General features: G+C 69.9%; 16 protein-coding genes. 6 read left to right on the top strand and 10 right to left on the bottom strand.

Annotation, left to right across the window (positions count from 1 at the left end; genetic code table 11):
• Positions 1–9: 9 nt before the first annotated feature.
• Positions 10–1,203, bottom strand: coding sequence for an RtcB family protein (locus OG758_RS23335; RefSeq protein WP_326711761.1), 1,194 nt, complete (start codon positions 1,201–1,203; stop codon positions 10–12).
• Positions 1,204–1,416: 213 nt separating this feature from the next.
• Between OG758_RS23335 and OG758_RS23340 the strand changes: the two genes are divergently transcribed.
• The 3 genes from OG758_RS23340 (at position 1,417) to OG758_RS23350 (ending at position 4,808) form a co-directional block, all read left to right on the top strand.
• Complete coding sequence (locus OG758_RS23340; protein ID WP_326711762.1) at positions 1,417–2,292, top strand: DUF3558 domain-containing protein; 876 nt, start codon at positions 1,417–1,419, stop codon at positions 2,290–2,292.
• 130 nt (positions 2,293–2,422) lie between these two features.
• Complete coding sequence (locus OG758_RS23345; protein ID WP_326711763.1) at positions 2,423–3,298, top strand: DUF3558 domain-containing protein; 876 nt, start codon at positions 2,423–2,425, stop codon at positions 3,296–3,298.
• Between the two features lie 199 nt (positions 3,299–3,497).
• On the top strand, positions 3,498–4,808 hold the full coding sequence (locus OG758_RS23350; protein ID WP_326711764.1) for a DUF2637 domain-containing protein: 1,311 nt from the start codon (positions 3,498–3,500) through the stop codon (positions 4,806–4,808).
• A gap of 66 nt (positions 4,809–4,874) precedes the next feature.
• On the opposite strand, the gene lysS is transcribed toward OG758_RS23350, so the two are convergent.
• Complete coding sequence (gene lysS / locus OG758_RS23355; RefSeq protein WP_326716006.1) at positions 4,875–6,623, bottom strand: lysine--tRNA ligase; 1,749 nt, start codon at positions 6,621–6,623, stop codon at positions 4,875–4,877.
• Positions 6,624–6,781: 158 nt separating this feature from the next.
• Here lysS and argS point away from each other — a divergent pair, with 158 nt between their 5' ends.
• Positions 6,782–8,548, top strand: a complete 1,767-nt coding sequence (gene argS, locus OG758_RS23360) for an arginine--tRNA ligase (protein ID WP_326711765.1) — start codon at positions 6,782–6,784, stop codon at positions 8,546–8,548.
• A 68-nt stretch (positions 8,549–8,616) separates the two neighbouring features.
• On the opposite strand, the gene OG758_RS23365 is transcribed toward argS, so the two are convergent.
• Positions 8,617–9,948 (bottom strand): IS30 family transposase, encoded by a 1,332-nt coding sequence (locus OG758_RS23365; protein ID WP_442810342.1) that lies wholly within the window; start codon positions 9,946–9,948, stop codon positions 8,617–8,619.
• 80 nt (positions 9,949–10,028) lie between these two features.
• Positions 10,029–11,261, bottom strand: a complete 1,233-nt coding sequence (locus OG758_RS23370; protein WP_326711766.1) for a helix-turn-helix domain-containing protein — start codon at positions 11,259–11,261, stop codon at positions 10,029–10,031.
• A gap of 173 nt (positions 11,262–11,434) precedes the next feature.
• On the opposite strand from OG758_RS23370, the gene OG758_RS23375 reads away from it, so the two are divergent.
• Entirely contained in the window at positions 11,435–12,166 is a 732-nt protein-coding gene (locus OG758_RS23375) for a DUF4232 domain-containing protein (protein ID WP_326711767.1), read from the top strand.
• An 82-nt stretch (positions 12,167–12,248) separates the two neighbouring features.
• Here the strand turns inward: OG758_RS23375 and hemB are convergent, their stop codons facing one another.
• From hemB to OG758_RS23405, 6 genes are all read right to left on the bottom strand, one after another.
• Positions 12,249–13,238, bottom strand: coding sequence for a porphobilinogen synthase (gene hemB, locus OG758_RS23380; RefSeq protein ID WP_116511361.1), 990 nt, complete (start codon positions 13,236–13,238; stop codon positions 12,249–12,251).
• A gap of 70 nt (positions 13,239–13,308) precedes the next feature.
• Entirely contained in the window at positions 13,309–14,994 is a 1,686-nt protein-coding gene (locus OG758_RS23385) for a uroporphyrinogen-III synthase (protein WP_326711768.1), read from the bottom strand.
• Positions 14,991–15,950: a hydroxymethylbilane synthase gene (gene hemC / locus OG758_RS23390; protein WP_326711769.1), complete on the bottom strand. Its 960-nt coding sequence runs from the start codon at positions 15,948–15,950 to the stop codon at positions 14,991–14,993. The genes OG758_RS23385 and hemC overlap by 4 nt, the downstream gene beginning before the upstream one ends.
• Complete coding sequence (locus OG758_RS23395) at positions 15,947–17,314, bottom strand: glutamyl-tRNA reductase (protein ID WP_326711770.1); 1,368 nt, start codon at positions 17,312–17,314, stop codon at positions 15,947–15,949. The genes hemC and OG758_RS23395 overlap by 4 nt, the downstream gene beginning before the upstream one ends.
• On the bottom strand, positions 17,311–18,081 hold the full coding sequence (locus OG758_RS23400; protein ID WP_326711771.1) for a redox-sensing transcriptional repressor Rex: 771 nt from the start codon (positions 18,079–18,081) through the stop codon (positions 17,311–17,313). The genes OG758_RS23395 and OG758_RS23400 overlap by 4 nt, the downstream gene beginning before the upstream one ends.
• A 328-nt stretch (positions 18,082–18,409) precedes the next feature.
• On the bottom strand, positions 18,410–18,697 hold the full coding sequence (locus OG758_RS23405) for a glutaredoxin family protein (protein ID WP_326711772.1): 288 nt from the start codon (positions 18,695–18,697) through the stop codon (positions 18,410–18,412).
• Positions 18,698–18,824: 127 nt separating this feature from the next.
• On the opposite strand from OG758_RS23405, the gene OG758_RS23410 reads away from it, so the two are divergent.
• On the top strand, positions 18,825–19,769 hold the full coding sequence (locus tag OG758_RS23410; RefSeq protein ID WP_266673065.1) for an HAD family hydrolase: 945 nt from the start codon (positions 18,825–18,827) through the stop codon (positions 19,767–19,769).
• Positions 19,770–19,932 lie beyond the last annotated feature (163 nt).

Raw genomic sequence — 19,932 nt, forward strand, 5'->3', positions numbered from 1 at the left:
GGGGGCGGTTCAGCCCTTCACGCAGATGACCTGCTTCAGCTTCGCGACGACCTCGACCAGGTCGCGCTGCTGGTCGATGACCTTCTCGATCGGCTTGTAGGCCCCCGGGATCTCGTCGACGACGCCGGAGTCCTTACGGCACTCCACGCCCCGCGTCTGCTCCTCCAGGTCCTTCGTCGAGAACTGCTTCTTCGCGGCGTTCCGGCTCATCCTGCGGCCGGCGCCGTGCGACGCCGAGTTGAACGACGCCACGTTCCCGAGGCCCTTCACGATGTACGAGCCCGTGCCCATCGAGCCCGGGATGATCCCGTACTCACCGGAACCCGCACGGATCGCGCCCTTCCGGGTTACGAGCAGGTCCATGCCGTCGTAGCGCTCCTCCGACACGTAGTTGTGGTGGCAGGAGATCACCGGTTCGAACGTCGGCTTCGCCTTCTTGAACTCGCGGCGAATCACGTCCAGGGAGAGCGCCATCATGACCGCGCGGTTGTACTTCGCGTATTCCTGCGCCCAGAACAGGTCGTTGCGGTACGCCGCCATCTGCGGGGTCTGCGCGATGAACACCGCGAGGTCCCGGTCGACCAGGCCCTGATTGTGCGACAGCTTCTGCGCGACGCCGATGTGGTGGTCGGCCAGCTCCTTGCCGATGTTCCGCGACCCCGAATGGAGCATGACCCAGACCGAATTGTCGGTATCGAGGCAAAACTCCCAGAAATGGTTCCCACTGCCGAGCGTCCCCATCTGCTTCGCGGCCCGTTCCTCACGGAACTTCACCGCGTCCGCGACGCCCTCGAACCGCCCCCAGAAGTCGTCCCAGGCCCCCGTGCCGAAGCCGTGCAGCCGCCCCGGATCCACCGGGGCGTCATGCATACCGCGGCCCACCGGAATCGCCTGCTCGATCTTCGAGCGCAGCCGGGACAGGTCCCCGGGCAGGTCGTTCGCCGTCAGGGACGTCCTCACCGCCGACATGCCGCAGCCGATGTCCACGCCCACCGCCGCCGGGCAGACCGCGCCGTGCATCGCGATGACCGAGCCGACCGTCGCGCCCTTGCCGAAGTGCACATCGGGCATCACGGCCAGACCCTTGATCCACGGCAAGGTCGAGACGTTGCGCAGCTGCTGCATCGCCACGTCCTCGACCGACGCCGGATCCGTCCACATCCGGATCGGCACCTTCGCCCCCGGAACCTCTACATACGACATGGTGTCCTCGTTTCCCCCGTACGCTCCCGTACCTTCGCGTACTTGATCAAAAGTCAGTAATCGCAAATACCGGCGCCAAGGTCGACGAATGGGATATCGGACCGGCGTTCACAGCAGTGCGTGCGATACACATTGTGTCCATCGGCCGTCCTGCGACGGCAACCGAATAAGCACGTCCGACGACGTGTCACCTTGTTGAGAGGGGCCATCACCGTGCAGCGGAAGGCGTACGTACCCGGCGTCGCCGCGCTCCTCGCAGCGCTGCTCACCGGCTGCACCGGAGGTTCCGGGGCCACCGGTGACGCGACCGACTCCAAGCCCGGCGACGTCGGCACCAGCGCCGTGGCCGCCCGGCCCGGCAAGTACCGCACCCTGCCCGAGCCGTGCCGACAGCCCGACAAGGGCACCCTCGACAAGATGCTGCCCGGCATCAAGGAGCTCCCCGAGGGCGAGCAGCGCGACAGGGCGTACGAGGGCGCAGCCACGGTTACATACGACACGGACCGGCGAGTGGGCTGCCGCTGGAAGGACGACGGGGCGGACGCGACGCATCGCCTGCTGGTCGACTTCGAGCGGGTCGTGTCCTACGACAGCACGGTGAGCGACGACACGGAGGCCGGCCAGATCTTCGCGTCGAAGCGGACCGAAGCGCATCTGCCGGAGCCGGTCCCGACGGACACGACGTCACCGACCCCTTCCCACTCCCCCTCGGCCGGCACCGACGAGAACGCCGGGGACGACACGGAGAAGGAAGGGAAGAAGTCGGGCAAGACGGACGAAGGGGCGTCGGACGAAGTATCGGACGACACCTCGTCGAGCCCGTCGGACGACTCCGCTCCGGACGCCGAACTGCAGCCCCGCGCTCTCGAAGGGCTGGCCGACGAGGCGTTCCTCGACGACCAGCTGACGGCGCGCGCGTCGGCGGGCGGCCACCGCACGGTGACTGTGGTGTTCCGCACGTCCAACGTCATCGTGACCGTCGAGTACGAGCAGCAGCCGGGCCCCGCCGCGAAGGTGCCGGACAGCAAGGAAATGCAGGACAGGGTGCAGGAACTGGCCCGGAAGCTGGCCGGGACGCTGGGCGGGTAACCGGTGGTAGCACGGGTGCGCGGGTCCGCGGAAGCTGAACCGCGCTGCCCGGCTTGGGCGTACGGTGGCCCATCGGACCCGGGCCGCACCTCTCGGGTACGTACCAGGCAAACCCGGAGAATAAGGAACCATGCACCGACCGACCAAGCGACTCACCCGCATATTCGTCTGCGCAGCCGCCGTGCCGGTGATCCTCGTGGCATCCGGCTGCTCCTCCGGCTCGGACTCCGGCGACGGGGCCGGCAAGGGCTCTTCGAAGGCGTCGGCCCCCGCGAGTGACGCGGCCGCCAAGGTGAAGGCAGCCGCGTACGACTCCCTGCCGCAGCCGTGCGCCGCGATCTCGAAGAAGACGCTCGACGATCTCGTCCCGGAGGCGAAGTCGGGCAAGGCGGGCTCCTCCGACGACGAGTCGGTGCGGGGCACCTGCTCCTGGTCGAGCCTCGACAACAAGGGCGTGAAGGGGTCGCAGTTCCGCTGGCTGAACGCGTCGCTGATGCGTTTCGACTCGGACGCGGCGCGCGGCAGCGGCAACAAGCTGGCGCACGAGTACTTCACCAAGCAGGTGACCGACGCGCAGTCCGTGGACGGCGCGAAGTCCCCGAAGTCGGAGCCGGTCAGCGGCACGGGCGACGAGGCGACCGCGGTGACGTACGAGCTGAAGAAGAAGGAAGGCACCTTCAAGCAGCAGACGGTCGTCACACGCGTCGAGAACGTCGTCGTCACGATCGACTACAACGGCGCGGGCCTCGCGGGCGAGAAGACGCCGGGCGCCGACGAGCTGGTGAAGGACGCCGAGAAGGCGGCGAAGGACGCCGCCGCGGCGGTCGTCGCGGCGAACGGGGCGGGTGGCTCGGACACCGCCGGTTCCGCATCGGCGAAGCCGTCGGACAAGGCCTCCTCGAAGCCGTCGGAGAAGGCGTCCGACAAGTCTTCCGCGAAGCCGTCCGAGAAGTCGTCCTCGAAGACCTCGGCCACGCCGTCGGACAAGGCGTCCTCGAAGTCGTGACCACGTAGGCAACCGGCCGCCAAGTGGCCCTCCGTGGCTCTCGGTCGGCATCGAGCAGGCCTCAACTCACCTGCCGGTCACGCCTTTTGCGGAGCCCGGTCCCTTATGGGGCCGGGCTCCCGCCGTACCGGGCCACGGACCCCCGCGCCGATGTGCGAGGCTGTTGCGCGCAACAAGGCGTACAGGGAGGGGAGCACGTGTGGCCGCGCCACAGCTGACACGGACGCACCGCATACTCATCGGCGTGGTCGTCGCCGGTGCGGTGGTCATCGCCGGCATCGGTTTCGCGGGTTCGTACGCGGCTGTTCGCTCACTCGCGCTCCAGAAGGGGTTCGGGAACTTCAGCTACGTGTTCCCGATCGGCATCGACGCGGGTATCTGCGTACTGCTCGCCCTGGACCTGCTGCTGACCTGGATCCGCATACCGTTCCCGCTGCTGCGCCAGACGGCGTGGCTGCTGACCGCGGCGACGATCGCGTTCAACGGCGCGGCCGCCTGGCCGGACCCCCTCGGCGTCGGCATGCACGCCGTCATCCCGATCCTGTTCGTCGTCTCGGTCGAGGCGGCGCGGCACGCGGTGGGCCGGATCGCGGACATCACGGCCGACAAGCACATGGAGGGCGTGCGCCTCACGCGCTGGCTGCTCTCCCCGCTGCCCACGTTCCTGCTGTGGCGCCGCATGAAGCTGTGGGAGCTGCGCTCCTACGAGCAGGTCATCAAGCTGGAGCAGGATCGTCTCGTCTACCAGGCCCGTCTGCACTCCCGTTTCGGCCGCGCCTGGCGCCGCAAGGCCCCCGTCGAGTCCCTGATGCCGCTGCGCCTCGCGCGCTACGGCGTCCCCCTCGCACAGACCGCGCCCTCGGGCCTGGCCGCCGCAGGCATCGAGCCCGCGCTGCTGCCCCCGGCCCCGGCACCGGCCGCTCCCGTACCCGTTCCCGAGCTGGAGCGTCCCGCTGCGGCGGCCACCGGACCGCAGCCGGTCCCCGCCGAGCCCGGCACTCCGGCCGAGGCTGCCGCTGCCGCCGGTGAGGAGTCGAGCCCGTGGTTCGCGACCCCGCCGCAGGCGATGTCGTACGACGGCGGCTACGACCCGTCGTACGTGCCTGAGCAGGAGTACGAGCCCTGGTACCAGGAGCAGCAGGAGGACCAGGTTCCGGGCCAGGTCCAGGAGCAGTTGCCGACCGAGGCCTTCATCCCCGCGCAGATGCAGGCGCAGATGCAGGCACAGGCGCAGATGCAGGAGCCGGAGTTCCCCGTTCCGTCCGGGCCCAACCGCACCCGCCAGCTCGGTGAGGGCATCGAGAACGGCGAGGAGCCGCCGACGGAGGAAGACCTGTACCAGGTGTTCCGCAAGTCGATAGACGGCGAGGGCGGGCCCACCCCGGGCACGTTCCACGCGAACGTCGAGGCGACGTTCGGAACCAGCCTTGAACCCCGTGAACTGCAGCGCTACATGGAGCTGTTCATGCAGCGGCTGAACAGCGAGTTCATCGAGGACCACATCGCCTGACCCGCCACAGACGCGCGAGGGCCGCACCGGAACATCCGGTGCGGCCCTTTTCGCGTCTGTGGCGGGTCAGGCTCCGAGCAGCTTGCGCACTCGGTCCGCGCCCACGGCGAGCAGCAGCGTGGGCAGCCGCGGCCCGGTGTCACGGCCGACGAGCAGGTCGTACAGGAGCGCGAAGAACGACCGCTGGGCCGTCTTGATCTCCGGCGGCAGCTCCTTCGGCGTCGCGTCCGGCGAGAAGCCCGCCCGGACCTTCGGCACGCCGTAGACGAGGTGCGTCAGGCCGTCGAGGGACCAGTGCGAGTCCAGACCGTCGAGGAGGAGCCGCAGCGACTCGCGGGCCTCGTCGTCGAGCGCGGCCAGCGCCTGCGTGTCCGGCTCGTCGCGCACCAGGGTGCGCGACTCGGCGGGCACGTACTTGCTGATCCACGCCTCGGCCCGGTCGAGCCTCGGCCGTACCTCGTCGAGCGCGGTGACCGGGTTCTCCGGGTCGAGCTCGCTGAGGATGCGCAGGGTCTGGTCCTCGGCGCCGGCGGTGATGTCGGCGACGGAGGCCAGGGTGCGGTACGGCAACGGCCGCGGGGTGCGCGGCAGTTCACCGGCCGCGGTGCCCACCGCGCGCGTGTACGCGGCGGCGTCCGCCGGCAGGACCGAGCCGTCGGCGACCTTGGACGCGAGCTTGTCCCACTCGTCGTAGAGCCGCTGGATCTCCTGGTCGAAGGCGATCTTGAAGGACTGGTTGGGCCGGCGGCGGGCGTACAGCCAGCGAAGGAGCTGCGGCTCCATGATCTGGAGCGCGTCGGCCGGGGTCGGGACCCCGCCCTTGCTGGAGGACATCTTCGCCATGCCGCTGATGCCGACGAACGCGTACATCGGGCCGATCGGCTGCTTGCCGCCGAAGATCCCGACGATCTGCCCGCCGACCTGGAACGACGAGCCCGGGGACGAGTGGTCGACACCGGACGGCTCGAAGATCACGCCCTCGAACGCCCAGCGCATCGGCCAGTCGACCTTCCAGACCAGCTTGCCGCGGTTGAACTCCGTCAGCCGGACCGTCTCGCCGTGGCCGTCGAGCGTGCAGGTGTAGGACAGCTCCGTCGTCTCGTCGTCGTACGACGTGACGGTGGTGAGGTCCTTGCCGCACTCGCCGCAGAACGGCTTGTACGGGTAGTAGCCGCCCGCGCCGCCGCTGCCGTCGTCCTCGTTCGCCGCGCCGGAGCCCTCCGCGGCCTCCAGCTCGGCCTCGTCGACCGGCTTCTGCTGCTTCTGCTGCTTCTGCTGGGGGGTCTTCTTCGTGCGGTACTGGTCGAGGATCGCGTCGATGTCGCCGCGGTGCTTCATCGCGTGCAGGATCTGCTCGCGGTAGACGCCCGACGTGTACTGCTCGGTCTGGCTGATGCCGTCGAACTCGACGCCCAGCTCGCCGAGCGCCCCGGTCATCGCGGCCTTGAAGTGCTCCGCCCAGTTCGGGAACGCCGACCCGGCGGGCGCCGGGACCGAGGTGAGCGGCTTGCCGATGTGCTCGGCCCAGGACTCGTCGACGCCGGGGACACCGGCCGGGACCTTGCGGTACCGGTCGTAGTCGTCCCAGGAGATCAGGTGCCGGACCTCGTAGCCGCGGCGGCGGACCTCGTCGGCGACCAGGTGCGGGGTCATGACCTCGCGCAGGTTCCCCAGGTGGATGGGGCCGGACGGGGAGAGTCCGGACGCGACGACAACGGGTTTGCCCGGGGCACGACGCTCCGACTCGGCAATGACCTCGTCCGCGTAACGGGAGACCCAGTCGGTGGTCTCTGTGCTCTGAGCCACGATCGGCACGTCCTTCTTCCTCATACGTGGAGTGCGTCAGGGACGCCTGACCGTTCCATTCTCCCAGCTGCGCCCCCATCCGCGAAAACCGCTTTTCACCGCGTGGGATACTGAGCTTCTCTGTATATGGAGAAACCCAGGCACCCGAGCAGAACGGCACCTCACCCATGGCCTCGGTCACGTCCCTCACCGCTTCCGTCCACCAGCGTCTCGCGGACGCCCTCTCGGCCGCCCTGCCGGAGGCCGGCGCCGCGGACCCGCTGCTGCGACGAAGTGACCGGGCCGACTTCCAGGCCAACGGGATCCTCGCCCTCGCCAAGAAGGCGAAGGCGAACCCGCGCGAGCTCGCGGCGACCGTCCTGGACGCCCTCCCGGCGAACGACGTGATCAAGGACGTCGAGGTCTCGGGCCCCGGCTTCCTGAACATCACGATCGCCGACAAGGCCATCATCGAGACCCTGGCCGCCCGCGCCGCCGACGACCGCCTCGGCGTGCCGTTCCAGCAGGACGCGGGCACGACGGTCATCGACTACGCCCAGCCGAACGTGGCGAAGGAGATGCACGTCGGCCACCTGCGGTCCGCCGTGATCGGCGCCGCGATGGTCGAGATCCTGGAGTTCACCGGCGAGAAGGTCGTCCGGCGTCACCACATCGGCGACTGGGGCACCCAGTTCGGCATGCTCATCCAGTACCTCCTGGAGCACCCGCACGAGCTGGACCACGAGGGCGGCAAGGAGGACGGCGAGGCGGCGATGTCGTCGCTGAACCGGCTCTACAAGGCCTCGCGCGCGCTCTTCGACTCCGACGAGGAGTTCAAGGCCCGCTCGCGGGACCGCGTGGTGGCCCTCCAGGCCGGGGACGCGGAGACCATCGCCCTGTGGCAGCGGTTCGTCGACGAGTCGAAGATCTACTTCTACTCGGTCTTCAACAAGCTCGACATGCAGATCGACGACCCGGACGTGGTCGGCGAGTCCGGCTACAACGACATGCTCGAGGAGACCTGCCGGATCCTGGAGGAGTCGGGCGTCGCCGTCCGCTCCGAGGGCGCGCTGTGCGTCTTCTTCGACGACGTGCTGGGCCCCGACGGCAACAAGGTCCCCCTGATCGTCAAGAAGACGAACGGCGGCTACGGCTACGCCGCGACCGACCTCTCCGCGATCCGGGACCGCGTCCAGAACCTCAAGGCGTCGACGCTCCTCTATGTCGTGGACGCCCGGCAGTCGCTCCACTTCAAGATGGTCTTCGAGACGGCCCGTCGCGCCGGCTGGCTGAACGAGGACGTGAAGGCGCACCAGCTGGCCTTCGGCACGGTCCTGGGCAAGGACGGCAAGCCGTTCAAGACCCGTGAGGGCGAGACGGTGAGGCTGGTCGACCTCCTCGACGAGGCGATCGACCGCGCCACGTCCGTCGTGCGCGAGAAGGCCGAGAAGGTGGGCCTGACCGAGGAGGAGATCGTCGAGAACGGCATGTACGTCGGCATCGGCGCGGTGAAGTACGCCGACCTGTCGACCTCCGCCGTGCGGGACTACAAGTTCGACCTGGACCAGATGGTGTCGCTGAACGGCGACACGAGCGTGTACCTCCAGTACGCGTACGCCCGTATCCGCTCGATCTTCGGCAAGGCGGGCGACCGCAGGCCTCTCGCGCACCCGGAGCTGGAGCTGGCCCCGGCGGAGCGGGCGCTCGGCCTGCACCTGGACCGGTTCGGCGAGACGCTGGCCGAGGTCGCGTCGTCGTACGAGCCGCACAAGCTGGCCGCGTACCTGTACCAGCTGGCGTCGCTGTACACGACGTTCTACGACCAGTGCCCGGTCGTGAAGCCGGCGCCCGCGCCGGAGGTCGCCGAGAACCGGCTGTTCCTGTGCGACCTGACGGCCCGCACGCTGCACCAGGGCATGGCGCTCCTGGGCATCAGGACGCCCGAGCGCCTCTGACCCGGCCTCGGTCTTCCGATACCCGGCAGCCCGATACGCCGACTGTGCCCCGCCGGGAGTCGGCAGATTCAACAAATCGTCGCAACACGAGGAGTGTTGGGGTCGTTCATCAGGAGGCCGGTGAAGCGCGCGGCTGGGTGGTCCCAGCCGAGCGCCTTCCGGGGCCTGCGGTTCAGCTCGGCGGCTGCGGCCTCCAGGTCCTCCTTGGCGTACTTGGAAAGATCCGTCCCCTTCGGGAAGTACTGCCGTAGCAGGCCGTTCGTGTTCTCGTTCGTGCCTCGCTGCCAGGGGCTGTGAGGCTCGCAGAAGTAGACCGGGATTCCGGAAGCCTCCGAGAACGCGTAGTGATGCGCCATCTCGGACCCTTGGTCCCAGGTGAGGGATCGCTTGAGATGGGCCGGGAGGCCGCTGACGGCATCGAGCAGCGCTTTCCGGAAGAACCCAGGGGAGGACCCGTTCGGAAGGTGCACCAGCAGCGTGTAGCGGGTGCTGCGTTCGACCAGAGTGCCGATTGCCGAGCCGTTCTTCGTGCCGACGATCAGGTCACCTTCCCAGTGCCCCGGGACGTTGCGGTCGTTGGCTTCGGCGGGCCGCTGGCTGATCAGGACCATCGGGTGAGTGAACCGCGTGGTCCTCTGGTCCGGCCGGCGGCGCCGCTTGCGCAGGCTTCGACCCGTCCGTAGGCGCCGCGAGACCTCCCGCATCAGGCCGGTCTTGGCCTGGGCATACAGGGCTCGGTAGATCGATTCGTGCGTCACATGCATCTCCGGGCGGTCCGGGAAATCCCGACGCAGGATGTGCGCGATCTGCTCGGGGCTCCATTTCTCGTCCAACCGGGTCTGGATGAAGTCCCGCAGCTCGGGGCAACGGTCGATCTTCCGGGGCTTGGGCCGCGGCAGTCGTGCCTGCGCCCGTCTGTGGGCGGCGAACGGGCGGTAGTGGACCGGATGTTTTGGTCTGCTGTCAGGGTTGCCGTTGCGTCGGATCTCCCGGCTGATCGTTGACGGGCTGCGGTTCAGCTCGCCAGCGATTGCCCGTATCGACTTCCTCTCTCGCCGCAGATCAGCGATGCGCACCCGCTCCTCCTCGGACAGGAAGCGGGCAGAGATCGAGCGTGAGCCGTTCCGCTCCTCAGCTCGCGGATGGGGTTCGAACTCACGAGGGTCGCCCACGATTGGCTGGATCGCGGCCCGCACTGTCTTCCGCCCCGCCTTCGTGGTCTTCACGCGCGCACCACGACCGCTGGCCCACTCCTGGCCAGTTCGACGGTTGATGCTGACGATGCGGCTGGCCTCTCTGATACTCACACCTTCGTGTATCAGTTCGAAGAACCGCTGCTTGACCTCGGGGGGCACCCTCTTGCCGTTCGGGCGCCCCCCGACTGTGCTCGTGTCTTTCATTGCCCACCCGGACGTCGGGTGTTGCGACGTTCATTAGAACCCGAGAGTCCCCGGCGGGGCACAGTCGTCCGGCCCGGCGGCTATGCGGCGCGCTCGCCCCAGCTGCCCGCCCCGATCGGGTAGTCGTAGCCGGGGCGGCCGACATCGGCGCTGGTACGGAACGCCCGCCCCTGGTCGTCGACCTTCAGGACGCCATGGCGGGTGCCGCTCGACCACTTCAGCTCCAGGACCCAACTGACGTCGTGGGCCTTGGTGTTCGCCTTGATGTAGAAGACCTCGGGGTCGCTCTCGCTGACCTTGTACGGGAAGTCCCGCTGCCCGTTCCTGGGCACGGAGACCGGGCGGGGCGCGTCGAGGTCCACGCCGAACGACTTCGTCCCGACCCCGCCGCCGCAGCCCACGCCCATCGAGTAGTCGTTCCACGCGAGCGGCGCACCGGACTTCATGACGCGGACGTCCAGGTCCTGAAGGACGACGGTGTCGCTGCCGGTCCCCTGGACGGTGAGCTTGATGAACTGCTCCCCCGACGCGACCGCGCCGATCGCACCGACCCAGTTCGGGGCGTCCTGTTCGAGAGGCGGCGGGGGCACCTCGGCCGGCGGCCTGTCGATCAGGAAGTGCTGGCTGCAGGGGTCCTCGTAGACGTACGGGGTGGTGGCCACGGTCAGCGGGGTGCCGGTGCCTTCCCCTGCCGCCGGGGCGGACGGGGTGCCCGGCGCGGCCCCGGCCGGGGCGTCGCTGCGGGACGGTCCCGCGGAGGGCTTGTGCTTGTGGCCCGGTGACGGGGACGCCGTACCGGACGGGTCCGCGGAACGGGCTCCCTGTGTGACGGACGAGGTGGCCCCGGCGCGATCCTTCCGGCCGCCGCCGTCACCGCTTCCGCCCCCGGCGAGGTGCACGGCGAACGCGCCGGCTCCCCCGGCCACGACGACGGCCACGGCGGCGGCGAGCAGGACAGTGCGCCGCGCGCGGCGCTTCCCGGGGGCGGGCACGGGCTCCGCGTCGGGAACGGGCGCCGGCGCCACCGCCGGGGGCTCCTCCGCTGCCGCCACCGGCTTCGTCCTGCGCGCCGCGTCCGCGAGGACCCACAGTCGGTGCAGCTCGACGAGCTCCTCGGAACCGGCCTTGCACAGCCGCGCCAGCCGCTCGACCGGCGCGTAGTCGACCGGCACCGCGTCCCCGTTGCAGTACCGGTGCAGCGTCGACGTGCTCATGTGCAGCCGCTTCGCGAGTACGCCGTAACTCAGACCCGAGCGCTCCTTCAGCCCTCGCAGCAGCGTCGCGAACTCGGCCGTCCCGTCAGCCTCAGCCACCGTTCCCCCACCCCCTCATCCCATTCCGGCGTTCCAGGGCATGGTCGTTTCCCCAGGTCAGAGCCGGTACGAACGTTCCAGCGTCCCAAGTGGTCCTGCGGTGCTGGCGATGGGGACAGATCACCGCACAAGCTCTGGTCATCCAAGCACGCCGCTTCCGAAGGGGATCACCAGTGTCCATCGCCGCACCCACCCGCTCCCGTGTCCGCCTCCTCACGGCCGCCGCCACGGTCGCCCTGGCCGCGCTCTCCCTGACCGCCTGCAACAACGGGGACGGGGTCCGCGACGAGGGCGCGTCGCAGCAGCCGTCGAAGTCGGCGCCGGCCGGCGGCGACAGCGGCAAGGACACGAGCGCCGGATCCACGACGGGCGACAACACCGGCACCGGAACGGACACCGGCACAGGCAGCGGCGCCACCACCAAGCCGAAGCCCCAGCCCGCCTCCACCGGCAAGAACAACCCCACCGCCGCCACCTCCCGCGTCACGTGCAACGGCTCCACGGTCAAGGTCACCGCCCAGTCCGTCTCGCGCCCCGTCAACCACATGCTCCTGACGGTGACCAACACCGGCTCGAAGCGATGCGACCTGTACGGCTACCCGGCCCTCCGCTTCGGCGAGGCCCAGTCGGTCCCGCCGGTGATCGACGACTCGCAGCCGCAGGCGGTGGTCTCCCTGACCCCCGGCCAGTCCGCCTACGCGGGCGTCGCGCTCTCCGGCGGCGACGACGGCGGCGGCGCCAACGGGCGTACGGAGAAGACGCTCGAGGTGTTCTTCCAGGGCCGCGACACGAACGACGGCGGCCCCGGCGCCAAGGCCGCGCTGCCCGCGAAGGGCGTCTACGTCGACGACTCGCTCAAGGTCACGTACTGGCAGCAGTCGATGAGCGACGCGCTGACCTGGTGACCCGGTGACCTGCTGAACGTGAAAAAGCTGCCCCGCCGGTCATGTACCGGCGGGGCAGCGGGAGTTCAGGGGTCGGGCGCGGTCACAGGCCGCGTGCGACCTCCGTCGCCCAGTACGTGAGGATCATGTTCGCACCGGCCCGCTTGATGCCGAGGAGCGTCTCCAGGATGGCCCTGTCGCGCTCGATCCAGCCACGCTGCGCGGCGGCCTCGATCATCGCGTACTCGCCGCTGATCTGGTACGCGGCGACCGGCACGTCCACCGACTCGGCGACCTTGGCGAGGATGTCGAGGTAAGGACCGGCCGGCTTGACCATCACCATGTCGGCGCCCTCTTCGAGGTCGAGCGCCAGCTCCCGCAGGGACTCCCGGACATTGGCCGGGTCCTGCTGGTACGTCTTGCGGTCGCCGGTCAGCGAGGAGCCGACGGCCTCACGGAACGGCCCGTAGAACGCCGACGAGTACTTCGCGGTGTAGGCGAGGATCGAGACGTCCTCCTTGCCGATGGTGTCGAGCGCGTCGCGGATCACCCCGACCTGCCCGTCCATCATGCCGCTGGGGCCCACGACATGGGCGCCCGCGTCGGCCTGGACCTGCGCCATCTCGGCGTACCGCTCCAGCGTCGCGTCGTTGTCGACGCGCCCCTCGGCGTCCAGGACACCGCAGTGCCCGTGGTCCGTGAACTCGTCGAGGCACAGGTCGGACATGACGATGAGGTCGTCGCCGACCTCGGCGCGCACATCGCGCAGCGCCACCTGGAGGATGCCGTCGGGGTCCGTACCGGCCGTCCCGAGGGCGTCCTTCTTCGCGTCGTCCGGCACGCCGAAGAGCATGATCCCGGAGACCCCGGCCTCCAGCGCCTCGACGGCCGCCTTCTTCAGGGTGTCCCGGGTGTGCTGCACGACACCGGGCATGGACCCGATCTCGACCGGCTCACCGATGCCCTCCCGCACGAACGCGGGAAGGATCAGGTCGGCCGGGTGCAGCCGCGTCTCGGCGACCATGCGCCGCATGGCGGGGGTGGTGCGCAGCCGCCGCGGCCGCGCACCCGGGAAGGATCCGTACTCAGTCACACCAACACTCCGTGTCTCACTGTCCCGTTGCCCCCGCTGTCCCCCGCTGTTCCCTGCGTCAGCAGCCGCCTTACGGCGCCGCCCGACGCCTCCGCGCACCGGGCCGCCGCTCGCTCGGCCGGGACACAGGATCCCCCGCCTCGAGCGCGGCGGTACGCCGCCTGGCACCGAAGTCGGCCAGCGCCTGCGCCAGCCGGTGCACGGACGGCTCCGGAGACATGACGTCCACGCGCAGCCCGTGCTCCTCGGCGGTCTTGGCCGTCGCGGGGCCGATGCACGCGATCACGGTCACGTTGTGCGGCTTGCCGGCGATACCGACCAGGTTCCGCACGGTCGACGACGACGTGAACAGCACGGCGTCGAACCCGCCGCCCTTGATCGCCTCGCGTGTCTCCGCCGGCGGCGGCGACGCCCGCACCGTCCGGTAGGCGGTCACGTCGTCGACCTCCCACCCGAGTTCGATGAGCCCGGCGACGAGCGTCTCGGTGGCGATGTCGGCGCGCGGCAGGAAGACGCGGTCGATCGGGTCGAAGACCGGGTCGTACGGCGGCCAGTCCTCGAGGAGACCGGCGGCCGACTGCTCACCGCTCGGCACGAGGTCGGGCTTCACACCGAACGCGATGAGCGCGCTCGCGGTCTGCTCGCCCACCGCGGCGACCTTGATCCCGGCGAAGGCACGGGCGTCGAGCCCGTACTCCTCGAACTTCTCGCGCACGGCCTTGACCGCGTTCACCGAGGTGAAGGCGATCCACTCGTAGCGTCCGGTGACGAGGCCCTTGACCGCGCGCTCCATCTGCTGGGGCGTGCGCGGCGGTTCGACGGCGATCGTCGGCACCTCGTGCGGCACGGCGCCGTACGACGTGAGCTGGTCGGAGAGCGACGCCGCCTGCTCCTTGGTCCGCGGTACGAGCACCTTCCAGCCGAACAGCGGCTTGGACTCGAACCACGAGAGCTGGTCGCGCTGGGCGGCCGCGGAGCGCTCGCCGACCACGGCTATGACGGGGCGACCCCCCTCCGGGGAGGGCAGCACCTTCGCCTGCTTGAAGGTCTGGGCGATCGTGCCGAGCGTCGCGGACCAGGTCCGCTGGCGCGTCGTCGTACCGGCGACCGTGACGGTCAGCGGGGTGTCCGGCTTGCGGCCCGCCGCGACCAGCTCACCGGCGGCCGCGGCCACCGCGTCGAGCGTCGTCGAGACGACCACCGTGCCGTCGGACGCGCCGACCTCGGTCCAGCAGCGCTCGGAGGCGGTACGGGCGTCGACGAACCGCACGTCCGTGCCCTGCGCGTCCCGCAGCGGAACACCGGCGTACGCGGGCACACCGACAGCCGCCGCGATGCCGGGCACGACCTCGAAGGAGACCCCGCCGGCCGCGCAGGCCAGCATCTCCCCGGCCGCGTCGGTGTCGAGTCCGGGGTCGCCGCTGACGGCACGTACGACCCGCTTGCCGCCCCGCGCGGCCTCCATGACAAGATTGGCGCAGTCCCTCAACGCGGGGACCACGACGGCAGTTGACGCATCGTCAGTAGCCGTCTGTCCCGGTGTGCCCGGGCTCTCCGCGCCGAGGACGGTCACGCCCGCCTTCGCGTGTGTGCGGACGACGTCGAGCACTTCGGGCTCGGCGATCAGCACATCCGCTCGGGCGAGCGCCTCCACGGCGCGCAGTGTCAGTAGTCCTGGATCTCCGGGACCGGCACCCAGGAAGGTGACGTGCCCGGTTGCCCAGGTGGCCGAAGGATCAGAGGTGGTGGGGCTCAAAGTGCTCGCTCCCCCATCAGACCGGCCGCGCCCTTGGCGAGCATCTCGGTAGCGAGTTCGCGACCGAGCGCCAGCGCCTGGTCTTCCGTCTCGGGCACGGGACCGGTGGTGGACAGCTGCACCAGCTCGGAGCCGTCGGTCGTACCGACGACGCCACGCAGGCGCATTTCGTTGGCAATCTGCCCGTCGGCCAGCAGGTCGGCCAGTGCGCCCACAGGTGCACTGCAGCCGGCCTCCAGGGCGGCGAGCAGGGATCGCTCGGCGGTCACGGCGACTCGGGTGAACGAGTCGTCGAGCTCTCCGAGCGCGGCGGCGAGGTCCGCGTTGGACGCGGAGCACTCGACCGCCAGAGCCCCCTGGCCGGGGGCGGGCAGAACAGTGTCGACCGCGAGGAAGTCCGTCACTTCCCCGATGCGGCCGATCCGGTTCAGTCCGGCGGCGGCGAGCACGACGGCGTCGAGCTCCCCGTTGTGCACGTAACCGATGCGGGTGTCGATGTTCCCGCGTATCGGCACGGTCTCTATGTGCATGCCGTGGCTGCGCGCGTACGCGTTCAGCTGCGACATGCGGCGCGGCGAACCGGTACCGACGCGCGCTCCCTTCGGGAGCTGCGCGAAGGTCAGTCCGTCGCGGGCGACGAGTACGTCGCGCGGGTCCTCGCGCAGCGGCACGGCCGCCAGCGTGAGGTCCGGGTGGGGCGTGGTCGGCAGATCCTTGAGGGAGTGCACGGCGAAGTCGACGTCGCCGCGCAGCAGCGCCTCGCGCAGCGCCACGACGAACACGCCGGTACCGCCGATCTGCGCCAGCTGCTCGCGGGACGTGTCACCGTACGTGGTGATCTCGACCAGCTCGACGGGCCGTCCCGTCACCTGCCGTACGGCCTCAGCCACGCGCCCCGACTGGGCCATGGCGAGCTTGCTGCGCCTCGTCCCGAGCCTGAGTGCCCTGTCCGTCATGATGCCCGGCCTCGATTCTTGGCTACCGGCTCGTTCAGCTCGTTCAGATCGGCCCGCGAGACGGCGGCCACCGCCTCCGGGTCGAGGTCGAAAAGGGTCCGCAGCGCATCCGCGTACCCGGCACCGCCGGGCTCGGCGGCCAGCTGCTTGACCCGTACGGTCGGCGCGTGCAGGAGCTTGTCCACGACGCGCCGCACGGTCTGGGTGATCTCCGCGCGCTGCTTCTCGTCGAGTTCCGGCAGGCGCCCGTCGAGGCGCGCGATCTCGCCGGTGACCACGTCGGCGGCCATCGTGCGCAGAGCGACGACGGTCGGCGTGATGGTCGCGGCGCGCTGGGCGGCGCCGAACGCGGCGACCTCGTCGGAGACGATTCCCCGCACCTGGTCCACGTCGGCGGCCATCGGCGCGTCGGCCGAGGCCTCCGCGAGCGACTCGATGTCGACGAAGCGCACGCCGCCGATGCGGTGCGCGGCGCCGTCGATGTCGCGCGGCATCGCGAGGTCGAGGAGCGAGAGCCCGCCCGTACGCCCCTCGGTGGCGCGCAGGATCTGGGCCTCGGTCAGGACGAGGCCGGTCGCTCCGGTGCAGGAGACGACGACATCGGCACGTGTCAGTTCGTCGCCGACGGCGTCCATGGGAACCGCTCGCGCGGCCACCCCGGTACCGCCGGGCTCGCTCAGGATCTGTGCGAGACGCTCGGCGCGCTCCAGCGTGCGGTTGGCGACGACGACCTCGGCGACCCCGGCGCGCGCGAGCGTCGCCGCGGCCAGCGACGACATCGAGCCCGCGCCGATCACCAGGGCGCGCTTGTCCTTGACCCATACGTCGACGGGGCGCCCGGCGGCCAGCTGCTCCAGGCCGAACGTGACCAGGGACTGACCGGCACGGTCGATCCCGGTCTCCGAGTGGGCCCGCTTGCCGACCCGCAGGGCCTGCTGGAACAGATCGTTGAGGAGGCGGCCCGCGGTGTGCAGCTCCTGGGAGCGCGCGAGGCCGTCCTTGATCTGGCCGAGGATCTGACCCTCGCCCACGACCATCGAGTCGAGCCCGCACGCCACCGAGAAGAGGTGGTGGACGGCCCGGTCCTCGTAGTGCACATAAAGATAAGGAGTGAGCTCCTCGAGACCGACGCCGCTGTGCTGGGCGAGCAGCGTCGACAGCTCGGCGACGCCCGCGTGGAACTTGTCCACGTCGGCGTACAGCTCGATGCGGTTGCACGTCGAGAGCACCGAGGCCTCGGCGGCGGGCTCCGCGGCGAGCGTGTCCTGGAGCAGCTTCGCCTGGGCGTCCGCGGAGAGCGCGGCGCGCTCCAGGACGCTCACGGGGGCGCTGCGGTGGCTCAGGCCTACGACGAGGAGACTCATGCCTGCATCACGGCGGGGACGTCCCCGTCTGGTCCCTTGCGGGCCGGCTTCGCCGCGGCGGCCGGGGTCTCGGTACCGGCATCCTCCGCCGTGTCGTCCTGGCCCTCGCCGGCCTTGCGCTGCTCGTGGAAGGCGAGGATCTGGAGCTCGATGGAGAGGTCGACCTTGCGCACGTCGACGCCGTCCGGCACGGACAGGACGGTCGGCGCGAAGTTGAGGATCGAGGTGACACCGGCGGCGACGAGCCGGTCGCAGACCTGCTGGGCCGCGCCCGCGGGCGTCGCGATGACGCCGATGGACACGCCGTTGTCGTCGATGATCTTCTCGAGGTCGTCGGCGTGCTGCACGGCCATGCCCGCGACGGACTTGCCGGTCATCGCCGGGTCGGCGTCGATCAGGGCGGCGACGCGGAAGCCACGGGAGGCGAACCCGCCGTAATTGGCCAGAGCGGCGCCGAGGTTACCGATACCGACCATCACGATCGGCCAGTCCTGGGTGAGGCCGAGTTCGCGGGAGATCTGGTAGACGAGGTACTCGACGTCGTAGCCCACACCGCGGGTGCCGTACGAGCCGAGGTACGAGAAGTCCTTGCGCAGCTTCGCGGAGTTGACCCCCGCGGCGGCCGCGAGCTCCTCGGACGAGACCGTGGGAACCGAGCGCTCCGACAGACCGGTGAGGGCCCGGAGGTACAGCGGAAGGCGGGCGACGGTGGCCTCGGGAATTCCTCGGCTGCGGGTCGCCGGTCGGTGAGTTCGGCCAGTTGCCACGGTGCTCCTGCGGGTAGAGCGGGGCTGCGGGCGGTCGTACGTGCCAGGACCGCCCCGTCGAATGCAGGCTATGTCTTTGTGAACGCGTGCACAAAGATGGTGTCCGATTTGCCCGGGCAACGTGACCGGGGTCACGCGCCCCTGGCGCGCGCATATGGAACCGGCGCGCAAGCCGCTTCGTTGCCTGCTTGAAGGGGGCAAAACCGTACACTCTCCTCTACGATCCGCGCCCCCGAGACCAAACCGCCCCCGATCCTAAGCGACTTTCCGGACCACTTGGACTGCTCGGTCAGTGACGGTCGCTACTCCCCCGCGGACCAGCGGCGGATCAGCCCGTCAGCGCGCGCCGAAGTCGATCTTCGTTCACCTTCCAGAAGTCATGCTGTGCTCCGTCCACGAGCACCACGGGAATCTGCTCCCAGTACAAGCGGTACAGCTCCTCGTCCTGGGTGATGTCCTTCTTCTCCCAGGACGCACCGAGCTCGCCGCACACTTTCTCGATCACCTCCTGTGCGTCGTCGCACAGGTGGCAGCCGGGCTTCCCGACCAGGGTGACCAGACGCTCCTCGGGGCTCTTCTTCTCGCTCCGGCGAAAAATGGGGCTCATACCGGCCATTCTCGCTCCGTCGACGCCTCCCGGCGCACCTCTCCCTCCAGTTGTTTAACGGCTCGGTCGCGGAGAGTTCACAACGCCGAATCCTCACGACTCCGGAACCACCGAACAACCTGGCTATGCTCACGACATGGCCGCTCTCGGATGGCTCACACCCCGTAGGCGCTCCGCCACCGCGCGGAGCGTATTGGCTGGCGAGGCCTCGGCCGAGGCCGCCCGCAAGTCGTCGCAGGAGCTGGAACAGCTCGGCGAGGCGACACAGCCCGACGAAGGCACCCCGGAAACGGAGTTCCCTGTCGTCGGCGACGACAGGGCCGCCGCCTTCTTCGACCTCGACAACACCGTCATGCAGGGCGCCGCGATCTTCCACTTCGGGCGCGGCCTCTACAAGCGGAAGTTCTTCCAGCGCCGCGAGCTGGTCAAGTTCGGCTGGCAGCAGGCCTGGTTCAGAATCGCCGGGGTCGAGGACCCCGAGCACATGCAGGACGCCCGCGACAGCGCGCTGTCCATCGTCAAGGGCCACCGAGTCGCCGAGCTGATGTCCATCGGCGAGGAGATCTACGACGAGTACATGGCCGAGCGCATCTGGCCCGGCACCCGCGCCCTCGCCCAGGCACACCTGGACGCGGGCCAGAAGGTGTGGCTCGTCACCGCGGCCCCCGTGGAGACCGCGACGATCATCGCCCGCCGCCTCGGCCTGACCGGCGCCCTCGGCACGGTCGCCGAGTCCGTCGGCGGCGTCTACACGGGCAAGCTCGTCGGCGAACCCCTGCACGGCCCCGCGAAGGCCGAGGCCGTCCGCGCCCTCGCCTCCGCCGAGGGCCTCGACCTCAACCGCTGCGCCGCGTACAGCGACTCGCACAACGACATCCCGATGCTGTCGCTCGTAGGACATCCGTACGCGATCAATCCGGACACCAAACTGCGCAAGCACGCACGCGAACGTGACTGGCGACTGCGCGACTACCGCACGGGCCGCAAGGCCGCGAAGGTCGGCATCCCGGCCGCGGCGGGAGTCGGCGCACTGGCCGGCGGCACGGCCGCGGCGGTCGCCCTGCACCGGCGTCGCCGCTGACCCGCGGCGCTCCCGGGCGGGAGCGCCAATCGCGTCCCCTTACCCCCGCACGGCTCCCGCCAGTCCCGTTGGTGCAACTCGGCCACAACACGCCTCGTGCTCAGACGGAACATGACCTAATCCGATCAATAAGCGGTCACTCTCCGGTACTTGAACCGACTCC

Source organism: Streptomyces sp. NBC_01474 (assembly GCF_035918215.1).
GTDB classification, from domain to species: Bacteria; Actinomycetota; Actinomycetes; order Streptomycetales; family Streptomycetaceae; genus Streptomyces; species Streptomyces aureus.

Coding starts and splice junctions, on each gene's coding strand:
- OG758_RS23395 (WP_326711770.1), bottom strand. CDS start 17,314: ATGAGTCTCCTCGTCGTAGGCCTGAGCCACCGCAGCGCCCCCGTGAGC.
- argS (WP_326711765.1), top strand. CDS start 6,782: ATGGCCTCGGTCACGTCCCTCACCGCTTCCGTCCACCAGCGTCTCGCG.
- OG758_RS23410 (WP_266673065.1), top strand. CDS start 18,825: ATGGCCGCTCTCGGATGGCTCACACCCCGTAGGCGCTCCGCCACCGCG.
- OG758_RS23405 (WP_326711772.1), bottom strand. CDS start 18,697: ATGGCCGGTATGAGCCCCATTTTTCGCCGGAGCGAGAAGAAGAGCCCC.
- OG758_RS23365 (WP_442810342.1), bottom strand. CDS start 9,948: ATGAAAGACACGAGCACAGTCGGGGGGCGCCCGAACGGCAAGAGGGTG.
- OG758_RS23335 (WP_326711761.1), bottom strand. CDS start 1,203: ATGTCGTATGTAGAGGTTCCGGGGGCGAAGGTGCCGATCCGGATGTGG.
- hemC (WP_326711769.1), bottom strand. CDS start 15,950: ATGACGGACAGGGCACTCAGGCTCGGGACGAGGCGCAGCAAGCTCGCC.
- OG758_RS23345 (WP_326711763.1), top strand. CDS start 2,423: ATGCACCGACCGACCAAGCGACTCACCCGCATATTCGTCTGCGCAGCC.